Source organism: Pseudomonas sp. YY-1 (assembly GCF_002843095.1).
GTDB classification, from domain to species: Bacteria; Pseudomonadota; Gammaproteobacteria; order Pseudomonadales; family Pseudomonadaceae; genus Aquipseudomonas; species Aquipseudomonas sediminis_A.
Window position 1 is genome coordinate 26,082 of record NZ_PJLX01000008.1, and the last position, 15,944, is coordinate 42,025.

The 15,944-nt window shown below is 64.1% G+C and carries 15 protein-coding genes and 1 riboswitch; of the genes, 10 read left to right on the forward strand and 5 right to left on the reverse strand.

What is annotated here, in order from left to right; all coding sequences use genetic code 11:
* Positions 1-9 precede the first annotated feature (9 nt).
* Complete coding sequence (gene glmS / locus CXP40_RS12885) at positions 10-1,860, forward strand: glutamine--fructose-6-phosphate transaminase (isomerizing) (RefSeq protein WP_106734050.1); 1,851 nt, start codon at positions 10-12, stop codon at positions 1,858-1,860.
* A complete protein-coding gene (locus tag CXP40_RS12890) occupies positions 1,860-2,507 on the forward strand; it encodes a YitT family protein (protein WP_106734051.1) in 648 nt (215 codons plus the stop codon). The genes glmS and CXP40_RS12890 overlap by 1 nt, the downstream gene beginning before the upstream one ends.
* 59 nt (positions 2,508-2,566) lie before the next feature.
* Here CXP40_RS12890 and map read toward each other — a convergent pair whose 3' ends face one another.
* Both map and CXP40_RS12900 read right to left on the reverse strand, forming a co-directional pair.
* The gene (gene map / locus CXP40_RS12895) at positions 2,567-3,334 is read right to left on the reverse strand and encodes a type I methionyl aminopeptidase (protein WP_106734052.1); all 768 of its coding nucleotides are present in this window, start codon (positions 3,332-3,334) and stop codon (positions 2,567-2,569) included.
* Positions 3,331-3,543 (reverse strand): ParD-like family protein, encoded by a 213-nt coding sequence (locus tag CXP40_RS12900; protein WP_106734053.1) that lies wholly within the window; start codon positions 3,541-3,543, stop codon positions 3,331-3,333. The genes map and CXP40_RS12900 overlap by 4 nt, the downstream gene beginning before the upstream one ends.
* Before the next feature lie 174 nt (positions 3,544-3,717).
* On the opposite strand from CXP40_RS12900, the gene CXP40_RS12905 reads away from it, so the two are divergent.
* Both CXP40_RS12905 and CXP40_RS12910 read left to right on the forward strand, forming a co-directional pair.
* Entirely contained in the window at positions 3,718-3,948 is a 231-nt protein-coding gene (locus tag CXP40_RS12905; protein ID WP_106734054.1) for a hypothetical protein, read from the forward strand.
* Positions 3,949-4,248: 300 nt separating this feature from the next.
* Complete coding sequence (locus CXP40_RS12910; RefSeq protein WP_256579361.1) at positions 4,249-5,124, forward strand: SDR family NAD(P)-dependent oxidoreductase; 876 nt, start codon at positions 4,249-4,251, stop codon at positions 5,122-5,124.
* Here the strand turns inward: CXP40_RS12910 and CXP40_RS12915 are convergent, their stop codons facing one another.
* From CXP40_RS12915 to CXP40_RS12925, 3 genes are all read right to left on the reverse strand, one after another.
* Complete coding sequence (locus CXP40_RS12915; RefSeq protein ID WP_106734056.1) at positions 5,125-6,030, reverse strand: AraC family transcriptional regulator; 906 nt, start codon at positions 6,028-6,030, stop codon at positions 5,125-5,127. It abuts the gene before it with no gap.
* A gap of 390 nt (positions 6,031-6,420) precedes the next feature.
* The gene (gene cobM, locus CXP40_RS12920) at positions 6,421-7,176 is read right to left on the reverse strand and encodes a precorrin-4 C(11)-methyltransferase (RefSeq protein ID WP_106734057.1); all 756 of its coding nucleotides are present in this window, start codon (positions 7,174-7,176) and stop codon (positions 6,421-6,423) included.
* An 8-nt stretch (positions 7,177-7,184) separates the two neighbouring features.
* Entirely contained in the window at positions 7,185-7,604 is a 420-nt protein-coding gene (locus CXP40_RS12925; RefSeq protein WP_106734058.1) for a cobalamin biosynthesis protein, read from the reverse strand.
* Positions 7,605-7,690: 86 nt separating this feature from the next.
* A riboswitch (cobalamin riboswitch) is annotated at positions 7,691-7,888 on the forward strand.
* Between the two features lie 94 nt (positions 7,889-7,982).
* Here CXP40_RS12925 and cobW point away from each other — a divergent pair.
* The 6 genes from cobW (at position 7,983) to cobF (ending at position 15,914) form a co-directional block, all read left to right on the forward strand.
* Positions 7,983-9,032 (forward strand): cobalamin biosynthesis protein CobW, encoded by a 1,050-nt coding sequence (cobW, locus tag CXP40_RS12930; protein WP_106734059.1) that lies wholly within the window; start codon positions 7,983-7,985, stop codon positions 9,030-9,032.
* 129 nt (positions 9,033-9,161) lie between these two features.
* Positions 9,162-12,908 carry a cobaltochelatase subunit CobN gene (cobN, locus tag CXP40_RS12935; protein WP_106734060.1) on the forward strand — a complete coding sequence of 1,249 codons (3,747 nt, stop codon included), beginning with the start codon at positions 9,162-9,164 and terminating at the stop codon, positions 12,906-12,908.
* A 195-nt stretch (positions 12,909-13,103) separates the two neighbouring features.
* Entirely contained in the window at positions 13,104-13,376 is a 273-nt protein-coding gene (locus CXP40_RS23690) for a hypothetical protein (protein ID WP_143508911.1), read from the forward strand.
* A gap of 59 nt (positions 13,377-13,435) precedes the next feature.
* A complete protein-coding gene (locus CXP40_RS12940) occupies positions 13,436-14,440 on the forward strand; it encodes an ATP-binding protein (protein ID WP_106734061.1) in 1,005 nt (334 codons plus the stop codon).
* On the forward strand, positions 14,422-15,132 hold the full coding sequence (locus CXP40_RS12945) for a VWA domain-containing protein (RefSeq protein WP_256579365.1): 711 nt from the start codon (positions 14,422-14,424) through the stop codon (positions 15,130-15,132). The genes CXP40_RS12940 and CXP40_RS12945 overlap by 19 nt, the downstream gene beginning before the upstream one ends.
* Positions 15,129-15,914, forward strand: coding sequence for a precorrin-6A synthase (deacetylating) (cobF, locus tag CXP40_RS12950; protein WP_106734063.1), 786 nt, complete (start codon positions 15,129-15,131; stop codon positions 15,912-15,914). Before CXP40_RS12945 ends, cobF begins: the two co-directional genes overlap by 4 nt.
* Positions 15,915-15,944: the final 30 nt, after the last annotated feature.

Consider the following 15,944-nt stretch of genomic DNA (forward strand, 5'->3'; position numbering starts at 1 on the left):
GAGAGTCCCATGTGCGGAATCGTAGGCGCCATCGCTGAGCGCAATATCACCCCGGTGTTGGTCGAAGGGCTCAAGCGCCTGGAGTATCGCGGCTATGACAGCGCCGGTGTGGCGCTGCTGACCGAGCAGGGTGCGTTGGATCGCCGCCGCCGGGTCGGCAAGGTCAGCGAACTGCAGGCCGCGCTGCAGGCTGAGCCTCTGGCCGGGCGTCTGGGCATCGCCCATACGCGCTGGGCCACCCACGGTGCGCCGAGCGAGCGTAATGCTCACCCACACTTCTCCGGTCAGGATCTGGCCGTAGTGCACAACGGCATCATCGAGAACCACGAAGCGCTGCGCGAGCGCCTCAAGGGCATGGGCTACGTGTTCAGCTCCGACACCGACACCGAAACCATCGTCCACCTGCTCGATCACAAGCTGCAGCAGTTCGGCGACCTCGCGGCCGCGCTCAAGGCTGCCATCCCGGAACTGCACGGCGCATACGGCCTGGCCGTGATCAGCGCCAAGCAGCCGGATCGCCTGCTCGCCGCGCGCAGTGGCAGCCCGCTGGTGATCGGTCTCGGCCTGGGGGAAAACTTCCTCGCCTCCGACCAACTGGCCCTGCGCCAGGTCACCGACCGTTTCATGTACCTGGAAGAAGGCGATATCGCCGAAATCCGCCGTGACGGCGTGCAGATCTGGGACGCAGCCGGTCAGCCGGTGCAGCGCGAAGCCGTGCAGTACCACGAAGGTGCCGAGGCCGCCGACAAGGGCGAGTACCGCCACTTCATGCTCAAGGAAATCCACGAGCAGCCCAAGGTGGTGCAACGCACCCTGGAGAGTCGACTGGGCAGCGACCATGTGTTGGTGCAGGCCTTCGGCCCGCAGGCGGCCGAACTGTTCGCCAAGGTGAAGAACGTACAGATCGTCGCCTGCGGCACCAGCTACCACGCCGGCATGGTCGCCCGTTACTGGCTGGAAGAACTGGCCGGGATTCCCTGCCAGGTCGAAGTGGCCAGCGAGTTCCGCTACCGCAAGGTGGTGGTGCAGCCGGACACCCTGTTCGTCAGCGTTTCGCAGTCCGGCGAAACCGCCGACACTCTGGCCGCACTGCGCAACGCCAAGGAGAAGCCACCAGGGCAGGGCGGCTACCTGGCCAGCCTGGTGATCTGCAACGTCGGCACCAGCTCGCTGGTGCGCGAATCCGACCTGTGCCTGCTGACCCAGGCCGGCCCGGAAATCGGCGTGGCTTCGACCAAGGCCTTCACTACCCAGCTGGTCGGCCTGATGCTGCTGACCCTGTCCCTCGGCCAGGTGCACGGCACCCTGGACAAGGCGCTGGAAGCGCAACTGGTCGACGAACTGCGTCGCCTGCCGACCCGTCTGGGCGAAGCCCTGGCCATGGACAAGACCGTGGAGAAAATCTCCGAACTGTTCGCCGAGAAGCACCACAGCCTGTTCCTCGGCCGTGGCGCCCAGTATCCGGTGGCCATGGAAGGGGCACTCAAGCTCAAGGAAATCTCCTACATCCACGCTGAGGCCTACCCGGCCGGCGAGCTCAAGCATGGCCCGCTGGCCCTGGTCGACGCCGACATGCCGGTGGTGACCGTGGCGCCGAACAACGAGCTGCTGGAAAAGCTCAAGTCCAACCTGCAGGAAGTCCGTGCGCGTGGTGGCGAGCTGATCGTCTTCGCTGACCAACAGGCTGGCATGAGCAACGGCGAGGGCACTCATGTGGTGGCCATGCCGCATATCCATGACCTGCTCGCGCCGATCCTCTACACCGTGCCGCTGCAACTGCTGTCGTACTACGTAGCGGTGCTCAAGGGCACCGACGTCGACCAGCCGCGAAATCTGGCCAAGTCAGTCACAGTGGAATGATGGGTAACAAGGCGACACTGGCTCAGCTCGGGATCCTGGCTCAACTGCGCGCCGGCAAGCTGCGGCAGCGCCTGCTGCAGCTGTTCGTCGGCCTGGCCTTCTTCGGCATTTCCACGGCGATGATGATTCGCGGCAACCTGGGGCTGTCACCCTGGGATGCGTTGCATGTCGGCCTGGCCAATTTGTTGCCGTTAAGCTTTGGCTGGATCGTGGTGGGCGTGTCCTTTCTGGTATTGCTGCTGTGGATACCGCTGCGAGAAATCCCCGGTCTCGGCACTATCGCCAATGCCTTGGTGATCGGCCTGGTGGCGGACTTCACCCTGCAGCTGTTAGTGGCGCCGGAAGGTTTTATCTGGCGCCTGCTGCTGACTCTGGGCGGCGTGCTGCTCTGCGGTTTCGGCTCGGCGCTGTACATCGGTGCCCAGTTGGGCCGAGGCCCCCGGGACGGCCTGATGACCGGCCTGCACCGGGTCACCGGTTATTCGCTGCGGTCCATGCGCACCGCCATCGAGCTGAGCGTGCTGCTGGTCGGCACTCTGCTGGCCGGCTACAAGGTGCTGGGCATCGGCACTCTGTTGTTCGCTTTCGGCATCGGCCCGCTCACCCAACTGATGCTGCCGTGGGTGCTGGTAAGGCTGGACAGCTAGCTGAGCGCAAGCCGCACAGGCAAAAGCCGCTTCCACATTGTTGTTCCCCCGGAACGCTTTCAGTGCAGCGGCGTTTCATCCGGCCGCAGCGTCAGCACCTGAACGCCATCGCGAGTTACCGCCACGGTGTGTTCGAATTGCGCGGAGAGTTGGCCGTCGCAGGTCACCACCGTCCAGCCGTCGCGCAAGGTGCGAACCTCCGCTGTTCCCTGATTGAGCATGGGTTCGATGGTGAAGGTCATGCCTTCGCGTAGCGTCAGGCCGGTGCCGGGTTTGCCCCAGTGCAACACTTCGGGCGCTTCGTGCATTTCTCGGCCGATGCCGTGACCGCAGTAATCGCGAACCACCGTATAGCCATTAGCACGCGCGTGGCTTTCGATTGCATGGCCGATGTCCCCGAGGCGGGCGCCAGGGCGTACCGCGGCGATGCCTTTCCACAGCGCTTCATAGGTAACGCGCACCAGTCGTTGTGCCTGCGTCGATACGTCACCGATCAGGTAGACCTTGCTCGAATCGGCGATGTAGCCGTTCTTTTCCAGGGTGATATCGAAATTCACGAAATCGCCGCTGCGCAGAAACTCCTTGGCGCTGGGGACTCCATGGCACACCACCTCGTTACGTGACGTGTTCATGGCATAAGCGAAACCATATTGGCCCTTGCTCGCCGGACGCGCCTTGAGTTCGCCGACGATGTAGTTATCCACAAGGTTGTTGACCTGCAGAGTGGACATGCCGAGCAGGTCCAGCCGATCCAGATAGCCGAACACGGACGCCAGCAGCCTGCCGGACTCCGCCATCAGGGCGATCTGTTGCGGCGTCTTGATCATGACGCATCCGCCACCGGCTGCGGGGCGACCACGCCTGCTGCACGCATTTGCGCGGCCATCACTTCATTGAAACTCAGTGTCGGGTTCATCTCGCAGAGCATGCCGATGCGAATCCAGAAACCCGCCTGGGCGTTGATCGAGCGGCCTGACACGCTGCTCGCCCTGCGAATCTGGTCGTGTAGCTCGTCATCGATGTTGACGATACCCATGAAAACGTCCTCATATATGCTTCGTATATGAATCATATATAGGTGTGTGGCTGATTTCACTCACCGATCATCAGTGAACAAGGCGTGCTCACTTCATCCTTTACACTAGGAGCAGTATCCGCCGCCTTATGCAGGCGGTGGGGTCATCTGAGTCACGCTGGAACAGGAGAGAGGATGAAGCGCGAGGATGTGAAACGCAGAACGGCCGAGGGCGTGCTGTTCGATACCCAGATCATGGCCAACCCGGCCAATACCGCTGAATGGATCGTATTTTTCAAGAAGGACGCCGGGCGCAGTTTCTTTCTGGTAGACGAGGCCGAGCAAGTCGAGACCTTTGTCAGTCTGGATAAGCTGATACCGGAACTGCGGATGCTGGGCATCAAGCGGGTCGAAGTGCAGCTCTGAACAGGGTCTCGTCACCACCGCGAAGGCGGGAGCCCAGGAAATCCGCAGGCTCTAGCTTATGCCCCGCGGGCCAGCGCAAGTGCTGTTCAACGATAAATCTGCTGCCGCGCCTGCGCGGGAATAGGCGAGTTTCTCCGCGTCTCCTTAGCAAGTAGCCCATCCCGTCATTGAGAGAATTCCACCTTTCCCTGATCGGATCTGCATATTCAGGCGACTCTGCTCCGCTCTACCGTAATTGCAACGGTGTTCGGCCATGAACGTGGCTGAAACCTGAAATCGTCAATTACGCGGAGAAGATCCATGAGTCGTGAAGAAAGTAACGGTGTTAGCCGCCGTAAGATCCTGCTTGGCGCTTCGGCCGGAATGGCGGCTATGGCAGCATCTTCCATCGGGATGGCGGCGTCGGCAGGCGCTGATCGGCAGGTGTCGGGTCAGACGCAAGATCTCCTGGGTAAACGTGCACTGGTCACGGGCGCCTCGCGAGGTATCGGCGCCGGCATTGCGCAGACGCTCGCCAGCAGAGGCGCCGATGTCGCGATTACCTACCTCAACTCGCCGGACCAGGCAGCTGCCGTGATTCGAGATATACAGAATAAGGGGCGGCGTGGCCTGGCGATCAAGGCTGACAGCGGTAACGCGGCAGAGGTGAAGCGATCCGTCGAGGAGGCGGTCGAAGGCCTCGGCGGCCTGGATATTCTGGTCAACAACGTCGGTATTTCTCGCTCCGGGCCGCTGGCCGAAATGAGCCTGGTCGATATCGACGACGTACTGCACGTCAACGCTCGCTCTGCTGCGTTGGCCTCGCAGGCGGCCATTGCACATCTTGGCCAGGGTGGGCGAATCATCACCATCGGATCCTGCCTGGCCGAACGGGTGCCCTATCCCAATCTGACGGTGTACTCGATGTCGAAGTCCGCGCTGCTGGCCTTCACTCGAGGCCTGGCTCGTGAACTCGGGCCACGCGACATTACCGTCAACCTGGTACAGCCGGGACCGATCGACACTGACCAGAACCCGGCCGATGGTGACTGGGCAGAACCCAATCGCCGCCTGACCTCACTTGGCCGCTATGGTGCGCCGGCGGATATCGGCGCTGCCGTTGCCTTCCTGGCCAGCCCGGGCGGCCAGTTCATGACCGGGTCGGTGGTCACGGTCGATGCCGGTTTCAATGCCTGATCAGGGCGTTGCTGGCGCGAGCTGAAGTTCCTGGCGCAGGTTGGCAACGTCCTCTCGCGGCGGCAGGCCATAGAGCTTGCGGTAATCACGATTGAACTGCGACAGGCTCTCGTAGCCCACCTCATAGGCAACCTGGCCGATGCCCTCTGCTTCCAGCAAGCGGCGTCGTGCCAGGTGCAGTCGTGCCTGCTTCTGGAACTGCAGCGGCGAAACGGTGGTGATGTTCTTGAAGTGGCGGTGGAAGCTCGCAACGCTCATGTTGACCTGCTCAGCCAGTTCGGCGACCCGCAGCGGTTCGGCGTAGTTATCGCGTATCCACTTCGTCGCGCGGGCGATACGGGCGATGTTGCCTTCCGGTCGCGATAGCTGGCGCAGCAGATTGGAGAACGGGCCCTGCAGTAGCCGCCAGGTGATTTCCCGGGTGATCAGCGGCGCCAGGACGGGAATGTCCTGCGGGTGATCGAGCAGTTCGAGCATACGCACCAGTGGGTCGCTCAGACTGAGATCGAATGGTCTGACCTCGAACGGCGTAACGTTGTGCGCGGCCGGCGGTGCAGGCTGATCGCCGAGCAGGTCGTAGATGATGCTGTAGTCGAGTGCCAGGCTCACGGATAGGTAGGGACGTTCACTACTGGCTTCGACGATGTGCGATGAGACCGGCAGATCGACCCCCGCAACCAGTGAGTTACCCGCGTTGTAACGCACCACCTGATCGCCGATCAACGCTTGCTTGGTGCCCTGTATCACGACGCTGTAGACGGGGTGCTGAACCGTCGCCAAAGGCTCGCTGGGGCTGACGAAGCGCGCCACCATCAGTCCTTCGATTGGCGTGTAGAGGCCATGGCGCAGAGCCTGCCGCTCCACCAAAGGCCCCAAGCGAGACTGCAGATCACGCTCTACGGACATTGTTCTCTCCCCGATGGCCGATGTGGTTGCGTCCTCGAACTTTACCGGCTCAGTGCCCAGGCGTAGCAGTGGCTCGGTGGCAATCAATGTAAATGGATATATCTGTGCTGGGTGTGAGGGTCTCCCGCTCAAATGGTCAGGGTCCAGAGTGGGTTACCGATAGTCGACAATGGGTTGTTAACAAATGCCGTGGATCATCCTGTGGATATCCTCGTGATACCTGGCTGAAACCCCGTAACTGCGGGCCTTTCAGCCAGTTGTACAAAAACTGAACCCTCGAGAAATGGCTATCCACAATAGTCTTGGATAACTTTCATAATTTCTTGTTGATAAGTCGCCGACCATCAATGATTGCGCGGCTTTCGTGCATTTGTGCGGTTTATCGCCAAGTCAGTCGCGACCGGGGCGGTAGAGATGCCGATGGGCGGCGTCGTACAGCGCCGACTCGGCGAAGGCGCCTGGATCGAGCACGTGACCAACGAGGATCAACGCCGTACGGCGGAAATCCTTGGTCGCGACCTTGGCTTCGATGTCGGCCAGGGTACCCAATACCCAGTCCTGGTCCGGCCAGCTCGCTCTGTGGATAACCGCGATGGGGCAGTCGGCGCCGTAGTGCGGCAGCAATTCGGCCACGATCGCCGGTAGCTGGCGTACGCCGAGATGGATGGCCATGGTCGCGCGGTGTCTGGCCAGGTCATGCAACTGCTCACCCTCGGGCATCGGCGAGGTGGTGCCGTAGCGGGTGAGGATCAGCGTCTGGGCGATGCCGGGCAGGGTCAGTTCACTTTCCAGCAGCGCCGCGCAGGCGGCTGTGGCGGTGACGCCGGGAATGATCTCGAAGGGAATGCCCAAGGCGCGCAGCTCGCGAATCTGTTCGCCAATGGCGCCATACAGTGAAGGGTCGCCGGAATGCACGCGGGCTACATCCTGGCCGCGCTTATGGGCCTGATGCAGCAGGTTGATGATTTCACCAAGATTCAGTTCGGCGGTATTCACCACCTGCTCGGCACTGTGACCCTGCAGCACCGCCTCGGGCACCAGCGAACCGGCATACAGAATGACCGGGCAGGAACGGATCAGGCGTTGGCCCTTGACGGTGATCAGTTCAGGATCGCCGGGGCCGGCGCCGATGAAGTAGACGGTCATGCGGGTTCTCAATCGAATGTGGCCAGCGCACAGGTGGCGCTGGCGCTGCGGTTTTTCTCGCCGAGCAGGCTGGCTGAAGTTCCCATGCGCGCCGCCAGCGCGAGGGCGCAAGGCTCGGCTACGGAGGGGCTGCCTGTTACGGCTTCGGTGAATGCATTGCCGGCTGTCATGGCTTGATAGGTGCTTAGTTGCTCGGGCGAGAAAAAAACCAGCTCCAGACCCAGTCCTTCAGCCAGACCTAGCAGACCGGCTTCGCCGTGCTTGTGGTCAATACTGGCCAATCCCGCGAGGTTATCCACAGTCAGCCCATATCGCGCCAGGCTGTGAGTCAGCAGGTCGAGTAGTTCGTCCTGTGCACAACCACGTCGACAGCCCAGGCCGGCAACCACCCAGGGGGCAGCAAGGGGATCGAGGTGGCTGGCGGTCATGAGCGGCATTCGTGTCGGAGGGTGACGTAGCTCATCATGGCACCTGCCAGCGGTCAACCGCGATTGACCGGCCGCCGCGGCCTGCGTAGCCTTCTCGCTTTCGAGGTTCTTCCCGGCAAGCCGCCGGGGAGCTAAGAGGGAACAGGGTCGATGCCCTGGCTGCCCCCGCAACTGTAAACGGTCTTAAACCCTTCAATGCACCACTGCTCTATAGCGGGAAGGTGAAGGGATGCGCGTAGCGCAAGCCGTGAGCCAGGAGACCTGCCTCGATAGACCAGCCACATGCTCGGACGGGGTGATCCGACGCGGCCAGCACGCCCTTGCGTGCCCGCCTGCGCGTACCCGTCCGCCGAACTTAACGACGCCACGGGGCCCTCCATGAAAACCCTCGCCAAACTGCCTGTCACCATCGTCACCGGTTTTCTCGGTGCCGGCAAAACCACTTTGCTGCGTCACCTGCTGGCCAATGCCGGCGGCCGCCGTATCGCGGTGATCGTCAACGAGTTCGGTGAGCTGGGCATCGATGGCGAGATCCTCAAGCAGTGCTCCATTGGTTGCAGCGAAGAGGAAGCCAACGGCCGCGTCTTCGAGTTGGCCAACGGTTGCCTGTGCTGCACCGTGCAGGAAGAGTTCTTCCCGGTGATGCGCGAGCTGGTGGCGCGCCGTGGTGACCTAGACCATATCCTCATCGAGACCAGCGGCCTGGCGTTGCCCAAACCGCTGGTACAGGCCTTCAACTGGCCAGAAATCCGCAACGCCTGCACCGTCGATGCGGTGATCACCGTGGTCGACAGCCCGGCGGTGCTCGCCGGCACCTTCGCTGCCTTCCCCGACCAAGTGGACGAACAGCGCAAGCTCGACCCCAACCTCGACCACGAATCGCCGCTGCACGAACTGTTCGCCGACCAGCTGGCCAGCGCCGACCTGGTGATCCTCAACAAGGCCGACCTGCTCGACGTCGAGGCGCTGGCCGCCGTACGTGCCGAGGTGGCCGAAGAACTACCGCCGGCGGTCAAGGTGATCGAGGCGCACGGCGGCGAACTGCCGTTGGATGTGCTGCTGGGCCTGAACAGCGAGACCGAGCTGCATATCGACAGTCGCCGTACTCATCATGACGATGAAGACGAGGATCACGATCACGAAGAATTCGACTCGTTCCACGTGGAACTACCGGAAACAGAGGAGGCGCGCCTGCTGGCCGCGCTGAAGGACGCAGTGGCCAAGTACGGCATTCTGCGGGTTAAAGGCTTTGCGGCGATCCCTGGCAAACCCATGCGCCTGCTGGTGCAGGGCGTTGGCCAGCGCTTCGACCGCCACTTCGACCGCGCCTGGCAGGCCGACGAGCCGCGCCTGAGCCGCCTGGTGGTGATCGGCCAGCAGCTCGACCGCGCGGCTATCGAGGCCGAGCTGAAAGCGGCGCTGGCTTGATACAGAGCGTAGGGCGTACTTGATCGTAGGGCGGACTCAGGAGCGAAGCGAACAGTCCGCCGGATAACTGAGTCCACCCTACGGCGCTAAGACCAATCGCGGCTAAAGCCCCCTCCCACAGAGCCGAATATGCACTTACTGCGCACCCAGCCCGGCGCCCAACTGCCGGCCGACAGCATCGCCGACCTTGGCCAGACGCCTGCCGAGCTGGTGCTGCTGTGCACGGGGGATTCGCATCTGTCGTTGCTGGCTGAAGCCGCCCGGCAACTGCCGGACGACTACCCCAGCCTGCGCCTGGCCAGCCCGGCGCAACTGAGCAACAACGCCTCGGTCGATTTCTACGTCGAGCAGGTGCTGCAGCATGCCAAGGTCATCCTGATCTCCGTGCATGGCGGGGTGAGTTACTGGCGCTATGGCGTCGAGCGCCTGGTGGAACTGGGCGCGCGCGGCGCTACGGTGATCATGGTGCCCGGTGACGACAAGCCCGACCCGGAGCTGAATGCGCTCGGCAACGTCAGTGAAGAAGACAGCCAGCGCCTCTGGCAGTACCTGCGCCAGGGCGGCTTGGATAATGCTCGCCAGCTATTTCGCTGCATCGGCAGCCGCTGGCTGGGCCGTGATGACAGCTGGCAGGAGCCGCAACCGCTGCCGCGTGTCGGCCTCTATCATCCGCAGCGCAGCCCGGCGGCGCTGGCTGACTGGCAGGCGCAGTGGCAACCGGATGCGCCTGTGGTGGCGCTGCTGTTCTACCGCAACCATGTGCAATCGGCGAACACCGCCTTCGTCGATACCTTCTGCGCGCACCTTGTTCGGCAGGGCCTCAACCCGCTGCCGATTGCCGTGGCCAGCCTCAAGGAGGCGGCCTGCCTGGATCAGGTGCAGGCCTGGCTGGGCGAGACGAGCACCGCGCTGATCATCAATACCACCGGCTTTGCCCTGTCCAACCCCGAGGCGCCGCAGGCGCGGGTGTTCCGTCGCGATATCCCGGTGCTGCAGGCCATCTGCTCGCTGGACAACCAGGCGCAGTGGCAGGCCAGCGCCCAGGGCCTGGGCTCGCGCGACCTGGCCATGCACGTGGTACTGCCCGAACTGGATGGCCGACTGATCGGCACCGCCATCAGCTTCAAGGGCCTGGCCTGGCGCAGCGAGCGTAGCCAGAGCGATGTGGTGTGCTACCAGGCGCACGAGCCAGGTATGGCCTACGTCTCCGAAATAGCGCGTAACTGGTGCCAGTTGGCGATCAAAAGCAACGATCAGAAGCGAATCGGCCTGATCCTGGCCAACTACCCGACCCGTGATGGCCGTATTGGTAATGGCGTGGGCCTGGATACGCCGGCCGCCGCGCTGAATATCCTGCAGGCGCTGCAACAGCAGGGCTATCCGGTGGATAACCTGCCGGAGAGCGGTACCGCACTTGTCCACAGCCTGCTCGGTGGCGTCACCAACGATCTCGACGGCCTCGATACACGGCCTTGCGCGCAAAGCTTGGCGCTGGACGACTACCTGGCGTTTTTCCACAGCCTACCCGCTGCCAACCAGCAGGCAGTGCGCGAACGCTGGGGCGAGCCGCAGGATGACCCGATGTTCCGCAGCGGGCGGATGATGGTCGCCGGCCTGCGCTTCGGCCTGACCTTCGTTGGCATCCAGCCGGCGCGTGGTTATCAACTCGACCCAGCGGCGGTCTACCACGACCCCGATCTGGTGCCGCCGCACGGCTATATCGCCTTCTACGCCTGGCTGCGCACGGCCTTTGCCGCCGATGCCCTGATCCATGTCGGCAAGCACGGGAACCTGGAGTGGCTGCCGGGCAAGAGCGTCGGCCTGTCCGAGGGCTGCTGGCCACAGGCGCTGATAGGGCCGCTGCCCAACGTCTACCCCTTTATCGTCAACGACCCGGGTGAGGGCGCGCAGGCCAAGCGGCGCACCCAGGCAGTGATCATCGACCACCTGATGCCGCCGCTGACCCGCGCCGAGAGCTACGGCCCGCTGCGCGATCTGGAGCGCCTGGCCGACGAATATTTCGAGGCCAGCCAGCTCGACCAGCGCCGCGCCGTGGAGCTGCGTGGCGAGATTCTGGCCAAGGTGCGCGAGGCCAGCCTCGACCGCGAGCTGGGCCTGCAACTCAACGACGACGGCGACAGCTGGCTACCGCAGCTCGACGCCTACCTGTGCGACCTCAAGGAATCGCAAATCCGCGATGGCCTGCATGTGTTCGGCGAATCGCCCGTAGGGCAACTGCGCCGCGACACCCTGCTGGCGCTGCTGCGCATCCCCCGTGGCGACGGCCAGGGCGCCAATGCAAGCCTGCTGCGCGCGCTGGCCCATGGCCTGGAACTGGGCCTCGATCCGCTCGATTGCGATATGGGTCAGCCTTGGGAGGGCCTGCGTCCACAGGCGTTGCAGGTTGTGGATAACAGCCTGTGGCGCACCGTCGGCGATACCCGCGAGCGCCTGGAGCTGCTGACGCTGAATTTGATTGAGCGGCGTCTGGCCGGCGAGCGCATCGACGATTTCGGCGCCGAGGTGGCGCTGATTCTCGATGGCCTGGCCGAGCATATTGCGCCGTTGCTGGATGCCTGTGGCGGCGCCGAGATGGGCGGCCTGTTGGCGGCGCTTGAGGGGCGTTTCGTACCCGCCGGGCCGAGCGGAGCGCCCAGTCGCGGGCGGCTGGATGTGCTGCCCACCGGGCGCAACTTCTTTACCGTCGATGTGCGCCACCTGCCCACGCCGACTGCCTGGCGCCTCGGCGTGCAGGCGGCGGATCGTCTGCTGGAGCGCCATCTGCAAGACGAAGGCGACCACCTGCGCCAGCTCGGCCTGTCGGTGTGGGGCACGGCGACCATGCGTACCGGCGGCGACGATATTGCCCAGGCGCTGGCGCTGATGGGCGTGCGCCCGGTATGGCAGCCGGGCAGCCAACGTGTCGAGCGCTTCGAGGTATTGCCGTTGGAGCAGCTTGGCCGACCACGGGTGGACGTCACCCTACGCGTGTCGGGCTTCTTCCGCGATGCCTTCAGCAACCTGATCCGCTTGTTCGACGAGGCCGTGCAAGCGGTGATCGAGCTGGATGAGCCGGAAGATATGAACCCGCTGTCGGCGCGGGTCTGGCGCGAATCGCTGGTGCTCAAGGACGGTGGTCTGGATGAAGCCGAAGCGCGGCGCCAGGCCGGTTGGCGGGTGTTCGGCGCCAAACCGGGGGCCTATGGCGCTGGGGTGCAGAACGCCATCGAGGAGCGCCTGTGGCAGAGCCGCGCCGATCTCGCCGAGGTCTACCTGAACTGGGGCGGCTACGCCTACGGTAGCGGCACCGAGGGCGCGCCCGCGCGGCAGCGCTTCGTCGAGCGCCTGGAGCAGATGCAGGCGGTGCTGCACAACCAGGACAACCGCGAGCACGACATCCTCGATTCCAACGACTACTACCAGTTCCAGGGCGGCATGCTGGCGGCAGTGGAAACCCTGCGCGGGCTTAAGGTGGCCAGCTATCACGGTGACAACAGCCAGCCGGATACGCCGCGTATTCGCAGTCTGAAGGAAGAACTCAACCGCGTGGTGCGTGCCCGCGCCGCCAATCCCAAGTGGATCGCGGGCATGAAGCGCCACGGCTACAAGGGCGCCTTCGAGCTGGCCGCGACCATCGACTACCTGTTCGCCTTCGATGCCACCAGCGAGCTGGTCGACGACCACCAGTACGCGCTGCTCACCGATGCCTACCTACTCGACAAAAATACCCGCGACTTTATCCAGCAGCACAACCCCGGCGCGCTCAACGACATCCTCGAACGCCTGCTGGAGGCTCAGCAGCGCGGCCTGTGGGAGAATCCCGGCGACTACCGCGAAGCGCTGGAGAACCTGCTGCTCGATAGCGAGGAATCATGAAGCTACTCGTTCCCGTAGGGTGGGTTAGCCGCCTGTCGCGGTTGCCGGCCAACTCGCTGAAGCGGGTGCGGCGTAACCCACGATTGGCGCAATACGATATATCGCCTGGTGGGTTACGCGACGCGCCACGTTTTTCTGCAGATACAAGACCGGCGTTCTGCGCCGCTAACCCACCCTACGGATCGCGAGGCCCCCATGACTCTCGGTGTACTTAACCGTTTACAGCTTTGGTGGCGAAGCCCGATCACCCGGCGCGAGCGTATTCGTTCGGCCTGCATTGGCGCTGTGGCTGGAATATGGGTCGGTTTGCTGGTGTGCGTACTGCTGACCAGTGAGCCGGTTGGCCTGGGAGAACTGGGCATTTGGGCTTTGCTGGGGGCATTGGTCTGTGCCGGATTGGGAGCCCTTTTTCCCCGTGTCGTCGGGATCATCCTGTTTCCACTGAGCATCTGCGGTATTGGGAATTGAACATGGGCCATAAGCAATCTGGTGCGCGCCACACATCGTCATTGATCCCGAGATAAGCCATGACCGAACATCACTTCCCCCTTGCCGCCGTGGTCGGCGCCGATTCGCTGAAGCTGGCGCTGTGCCTGGCGGCCATCGATCCGGCCATCGGCGGCGTGCTGATCGAGGGCCCGCGCGGCATGGCCAAGTCGACCCTGGCCCGTGGCCTGGCCGACCTGCTGGAGGGCGGGCGCTTCGTCACCCTGCCGCTGGGGGCGAGCGAGGAGCGCATCGTCGGCACGCTGGATCTGGACGCGGCGCTGGGCGAAGGCCGCGCGCAGTTTTCCCCCGGCCTGCTGGCCCGCGCCGATGGCGGCGTGTTGTATGTCGATGAGGTCAACCTGCTGCCCGATCATCTGGTCGACCTGCTGCTCGATGCCGCCGCCAGCGGGGTCAACCATGTCGAGCGTGACGGCATCTCCCATCGGCATGCCGCGCGCTTCGTGCTGATCGGCACCATGAACGTCGAGGAAGGCGAACTGCGCCCGCAACTGCTCGACCGCTTCGGCCTGAACCTGGCGCTGGATGGCCAGCCGCAACCGGCCGAGCGCGCCGAGATCGTCCGTCGGCGCCTGGCGTTCGATGCTGATCCCGCCGCCTTCCTGCAACGCTGGCAGGATGAGCAGGATGCCCTGGCGATGCGTTGTCAGAACGCCCGCCAGCGCCTGGCCGATATCCCGCTGGATGATGCGGCGCTGGGTGAGATCAGCCAGCGCTGCTTCGCTGCCGGCGTCGATGGTCTGCGCGCCGATCTGGTCTGGCTGCGCGCCGCCCGTGCCCATGCCGCCTGGCGTGGCGCGACGGGTATCGAGCCTGTGGATATCGATGCGGTGGAGGACTTTGTCCTGCGCCATCGCCGTCGCCAGCAACAACCGCCGGCTGCCACGCCGCCCGACGAGCAGCGCCAGGCGCCGCAGTTGGCGCGAGAACAGAGCCAGGGTGAAGGTCAGTGGGGCGAGCTGCCGGCTCAGTCACAGGCCATGGGCGAGCGGCGTGTGCCGCCGCGTTGGCCAAAAAAGCTCTGAGCATCCGCCCGCGCACAGCCACTGGCGCGGATGCCCGTAACCGGCCCGGACGACTCGGCGGCGGCCTGCGGGGTGCTGCGCGTAGCGGCGTGGCCGGTCGTATCGACTGGGCGGCGACCCTGCGCCAGGGCCGGCCGCAACGCCGCGAACAGTTGGTGCTGCGCCCGCGCAGCCAGCAGGCTGAGGAACTCTGGCTGGTGCTGGTCGATGCCTCTGCCTCGACCCGGCGCCATGGTGCGCTGAGCCTGGCTAAGGGCGTGCTAGCGGAGGTGTTCGACAGCGCCTATCGCCAGCGTGCGCGCCTGGCCGTGCTGCAGGCCGGTGGTCGTGAGGCGCAATGGCTGTGGCAGGGGCGCAAGGCCAGTGCTGAACTGCATCGATGGCTTCACGAACTGGGCGCCGGTGGCGGCACGCCGCTGCTCGATGCGCTGCAACAGGCGGGTGACTGGCTGCTACGTCGCCAGCGACTGAAGCCGCACGAACGCCAGCGCCTGCTGATCCTGACCGATGGCCGTTTGCGTGATCTTCCAGCGTTGGCGCCGCTGCCGTGCCCGACCCTGCTGCTCGACACTGAGCGCGCGCCCATCCGCCTGGGCCGCGCCCGCCAGCTGGCGCAGGCGCTACAGGCCGAGTATCACCATATCGACGACCTGGCACCCGGCGTGCCAGGGCGCACCTGGAGAACCCCATGAAAACCCTGCTGCTGGTCGGCATCGGCGCCGGCGACCCGGACTACATCACCTACCAGGCGATCAAGGCGCTGCGCCGCAGCGACGTGATCTTCCTGATGGACAAGGGCGCGGCCAAGCACAAGCTCAACGCCCTGCGCCGCGAGATCTGCGCACGCTTTCTCGAAGGTCATACGCCGCGTTTCGCCGAAGGCCTGCAACCGGAGCGCGAACGCGAGGCAGCGGACTACCGCGCCAGTGTCGACGAACTCAACCGCGACAAGCAGGCGGTGTTCGAGCAGCTTATCGATGAGCAGATGGCCGATGGCGAGACGGCGGCCTTCATGGTCTGGGGCGATCCTTCGTTGTACGACAGCAGCATCCGCATCATCGAGGCTATAGCCTCGCGCCGTAGCGACTTCGTTTATGACGTGATCCCCGGCATCACCAGCCTGCAGGCGCTGACTGCGCGCCACCGTATCCCGCTCAACAGCATTGGCCGCGCCGTGGAAATCACCACCGGCCGCCTGCTCGCCGAAGGCTGGCCGCAAGGCGTAGACAGCGTGGCGGTGATGCTCGACGCCAAGGACACCTACCGCCGCTTTGTCGGTCAGGGTCTGCATATCTACTGGGGCGCCTACGTCGGCACTGCCGATGAAATCCTCATCACCGGGCCGTTGGATGAGGTGGCCGAACGCATCGTCACGACCCGTGCCGAAGCGCGGGAGCGTACTGGCTGGATCATGGACAGTTATTTGTTGAGGAAGGAAAGTCCGGGGGAAGAACAGTTGAGCGACGGCTGTTAAGTGCAGAGCAGACTAATCTGTATGCAAAGT

Excerpts from the sequence above, each read along its gene's own strand:
- glmS (WP_106734050.1), top strand. The coding sequence starts at position 10 with ATGTGCGGAATCGTAGGCGCCATCGCTGAGCGCAATATCACCCCGGTG.
- CXP40_RS12890 (WP_106734051.1), top strand. The coding sequence starts at position 1,860 with ATGGGTAACAAGGCGACACTGGCTCAGCTCGGGATCCTGGCTCAACTG.
- map (WP_106734052.1), bottom strand. The coding sequence starts at position 3,334 with ATGATCAAGACGCCGCAACAGATCGCCCTGATGGCGGAGTCCGGCAGG.
- CXP40_RS12900 (WP_106734053.1), bottom strand. The coding sequence starts at position 3,543 with ATGGGTATCGTCAACATCGATGACGAGCTACACGACCAGATTCGCAGG.
- CXP40_RS12905 (WP_106734054.1), top strand. The coding sequence starts at position 3,718 with ATGAAGCGCGAGGATGTGAAACGCAGAACGGCCGAGGGCGTGCTGTTC.
- CXP40_RS12910 (WP_256579361.1), top strand. The coding sequence starts at position 4,249 with ATGAGTCGTGAAGAAAGTAACGGTGTTAGCCGCCGTAAGATCCTGCTT.
- CXP40_RS12915 (WP_106734056.1), bottom strand. The coding sequence starts at position 6,030 with ATGTCCGTAGAGCGTGATCTGCAGTCTCGCTTGGGGCCTTTGGTGGAG.
- cobM (WP_106734057.1), bottom strand. The coding sequence starts at position 7,176 with ATGACCGTCTACTTCATCGGCGCCGGCCCCGGCGATCCTGAACTGATC.
- CXP40_RS12925 (WP_106734058.1), bottom strand. The coding sequence starts at position 7,604 with ATGACCGCCAGCCACCTCGATCCCCTTGCTGCCCCCTGGGTGGTTGCC.
- cobW (WP_106734059.1), top strand. The coding sequence starts at position 7,983 with ATGAAAACCCTCGCCAAACTGCCTGTCACCATCGTCACCGGTTTTCTC.
- cobN (WP_106734060.1), top strand. The coding sequence starts at position 9,162 with ATGCACTTACTGCGCACCCAGCCCGGCGCCCAACTGCCGGCCGACAGC.
- CXP40_RS23690 (WP_143508911.1), top strand. The coding sequence starts at position 13,104 with ATGACTCTCGGTGTACTTAACCGTTTACAGCTTTGGTGGCGAAGCCCG.
- CXP40_RS12940 (WP_106734061.1), top strand. The coding sequence starts at position 13,436 with ATGACCGAACATCACTTCCCCCTTGCCGCCGTGGTCGGCGCCGATTCG.
- cobF (WP_106734063.1), top strand. The coding sequence starts at position 15,129 with ATGAAAACCCTGCTGCTGGTCGGCATCGGCGCCGGCGACCCGGACTAC.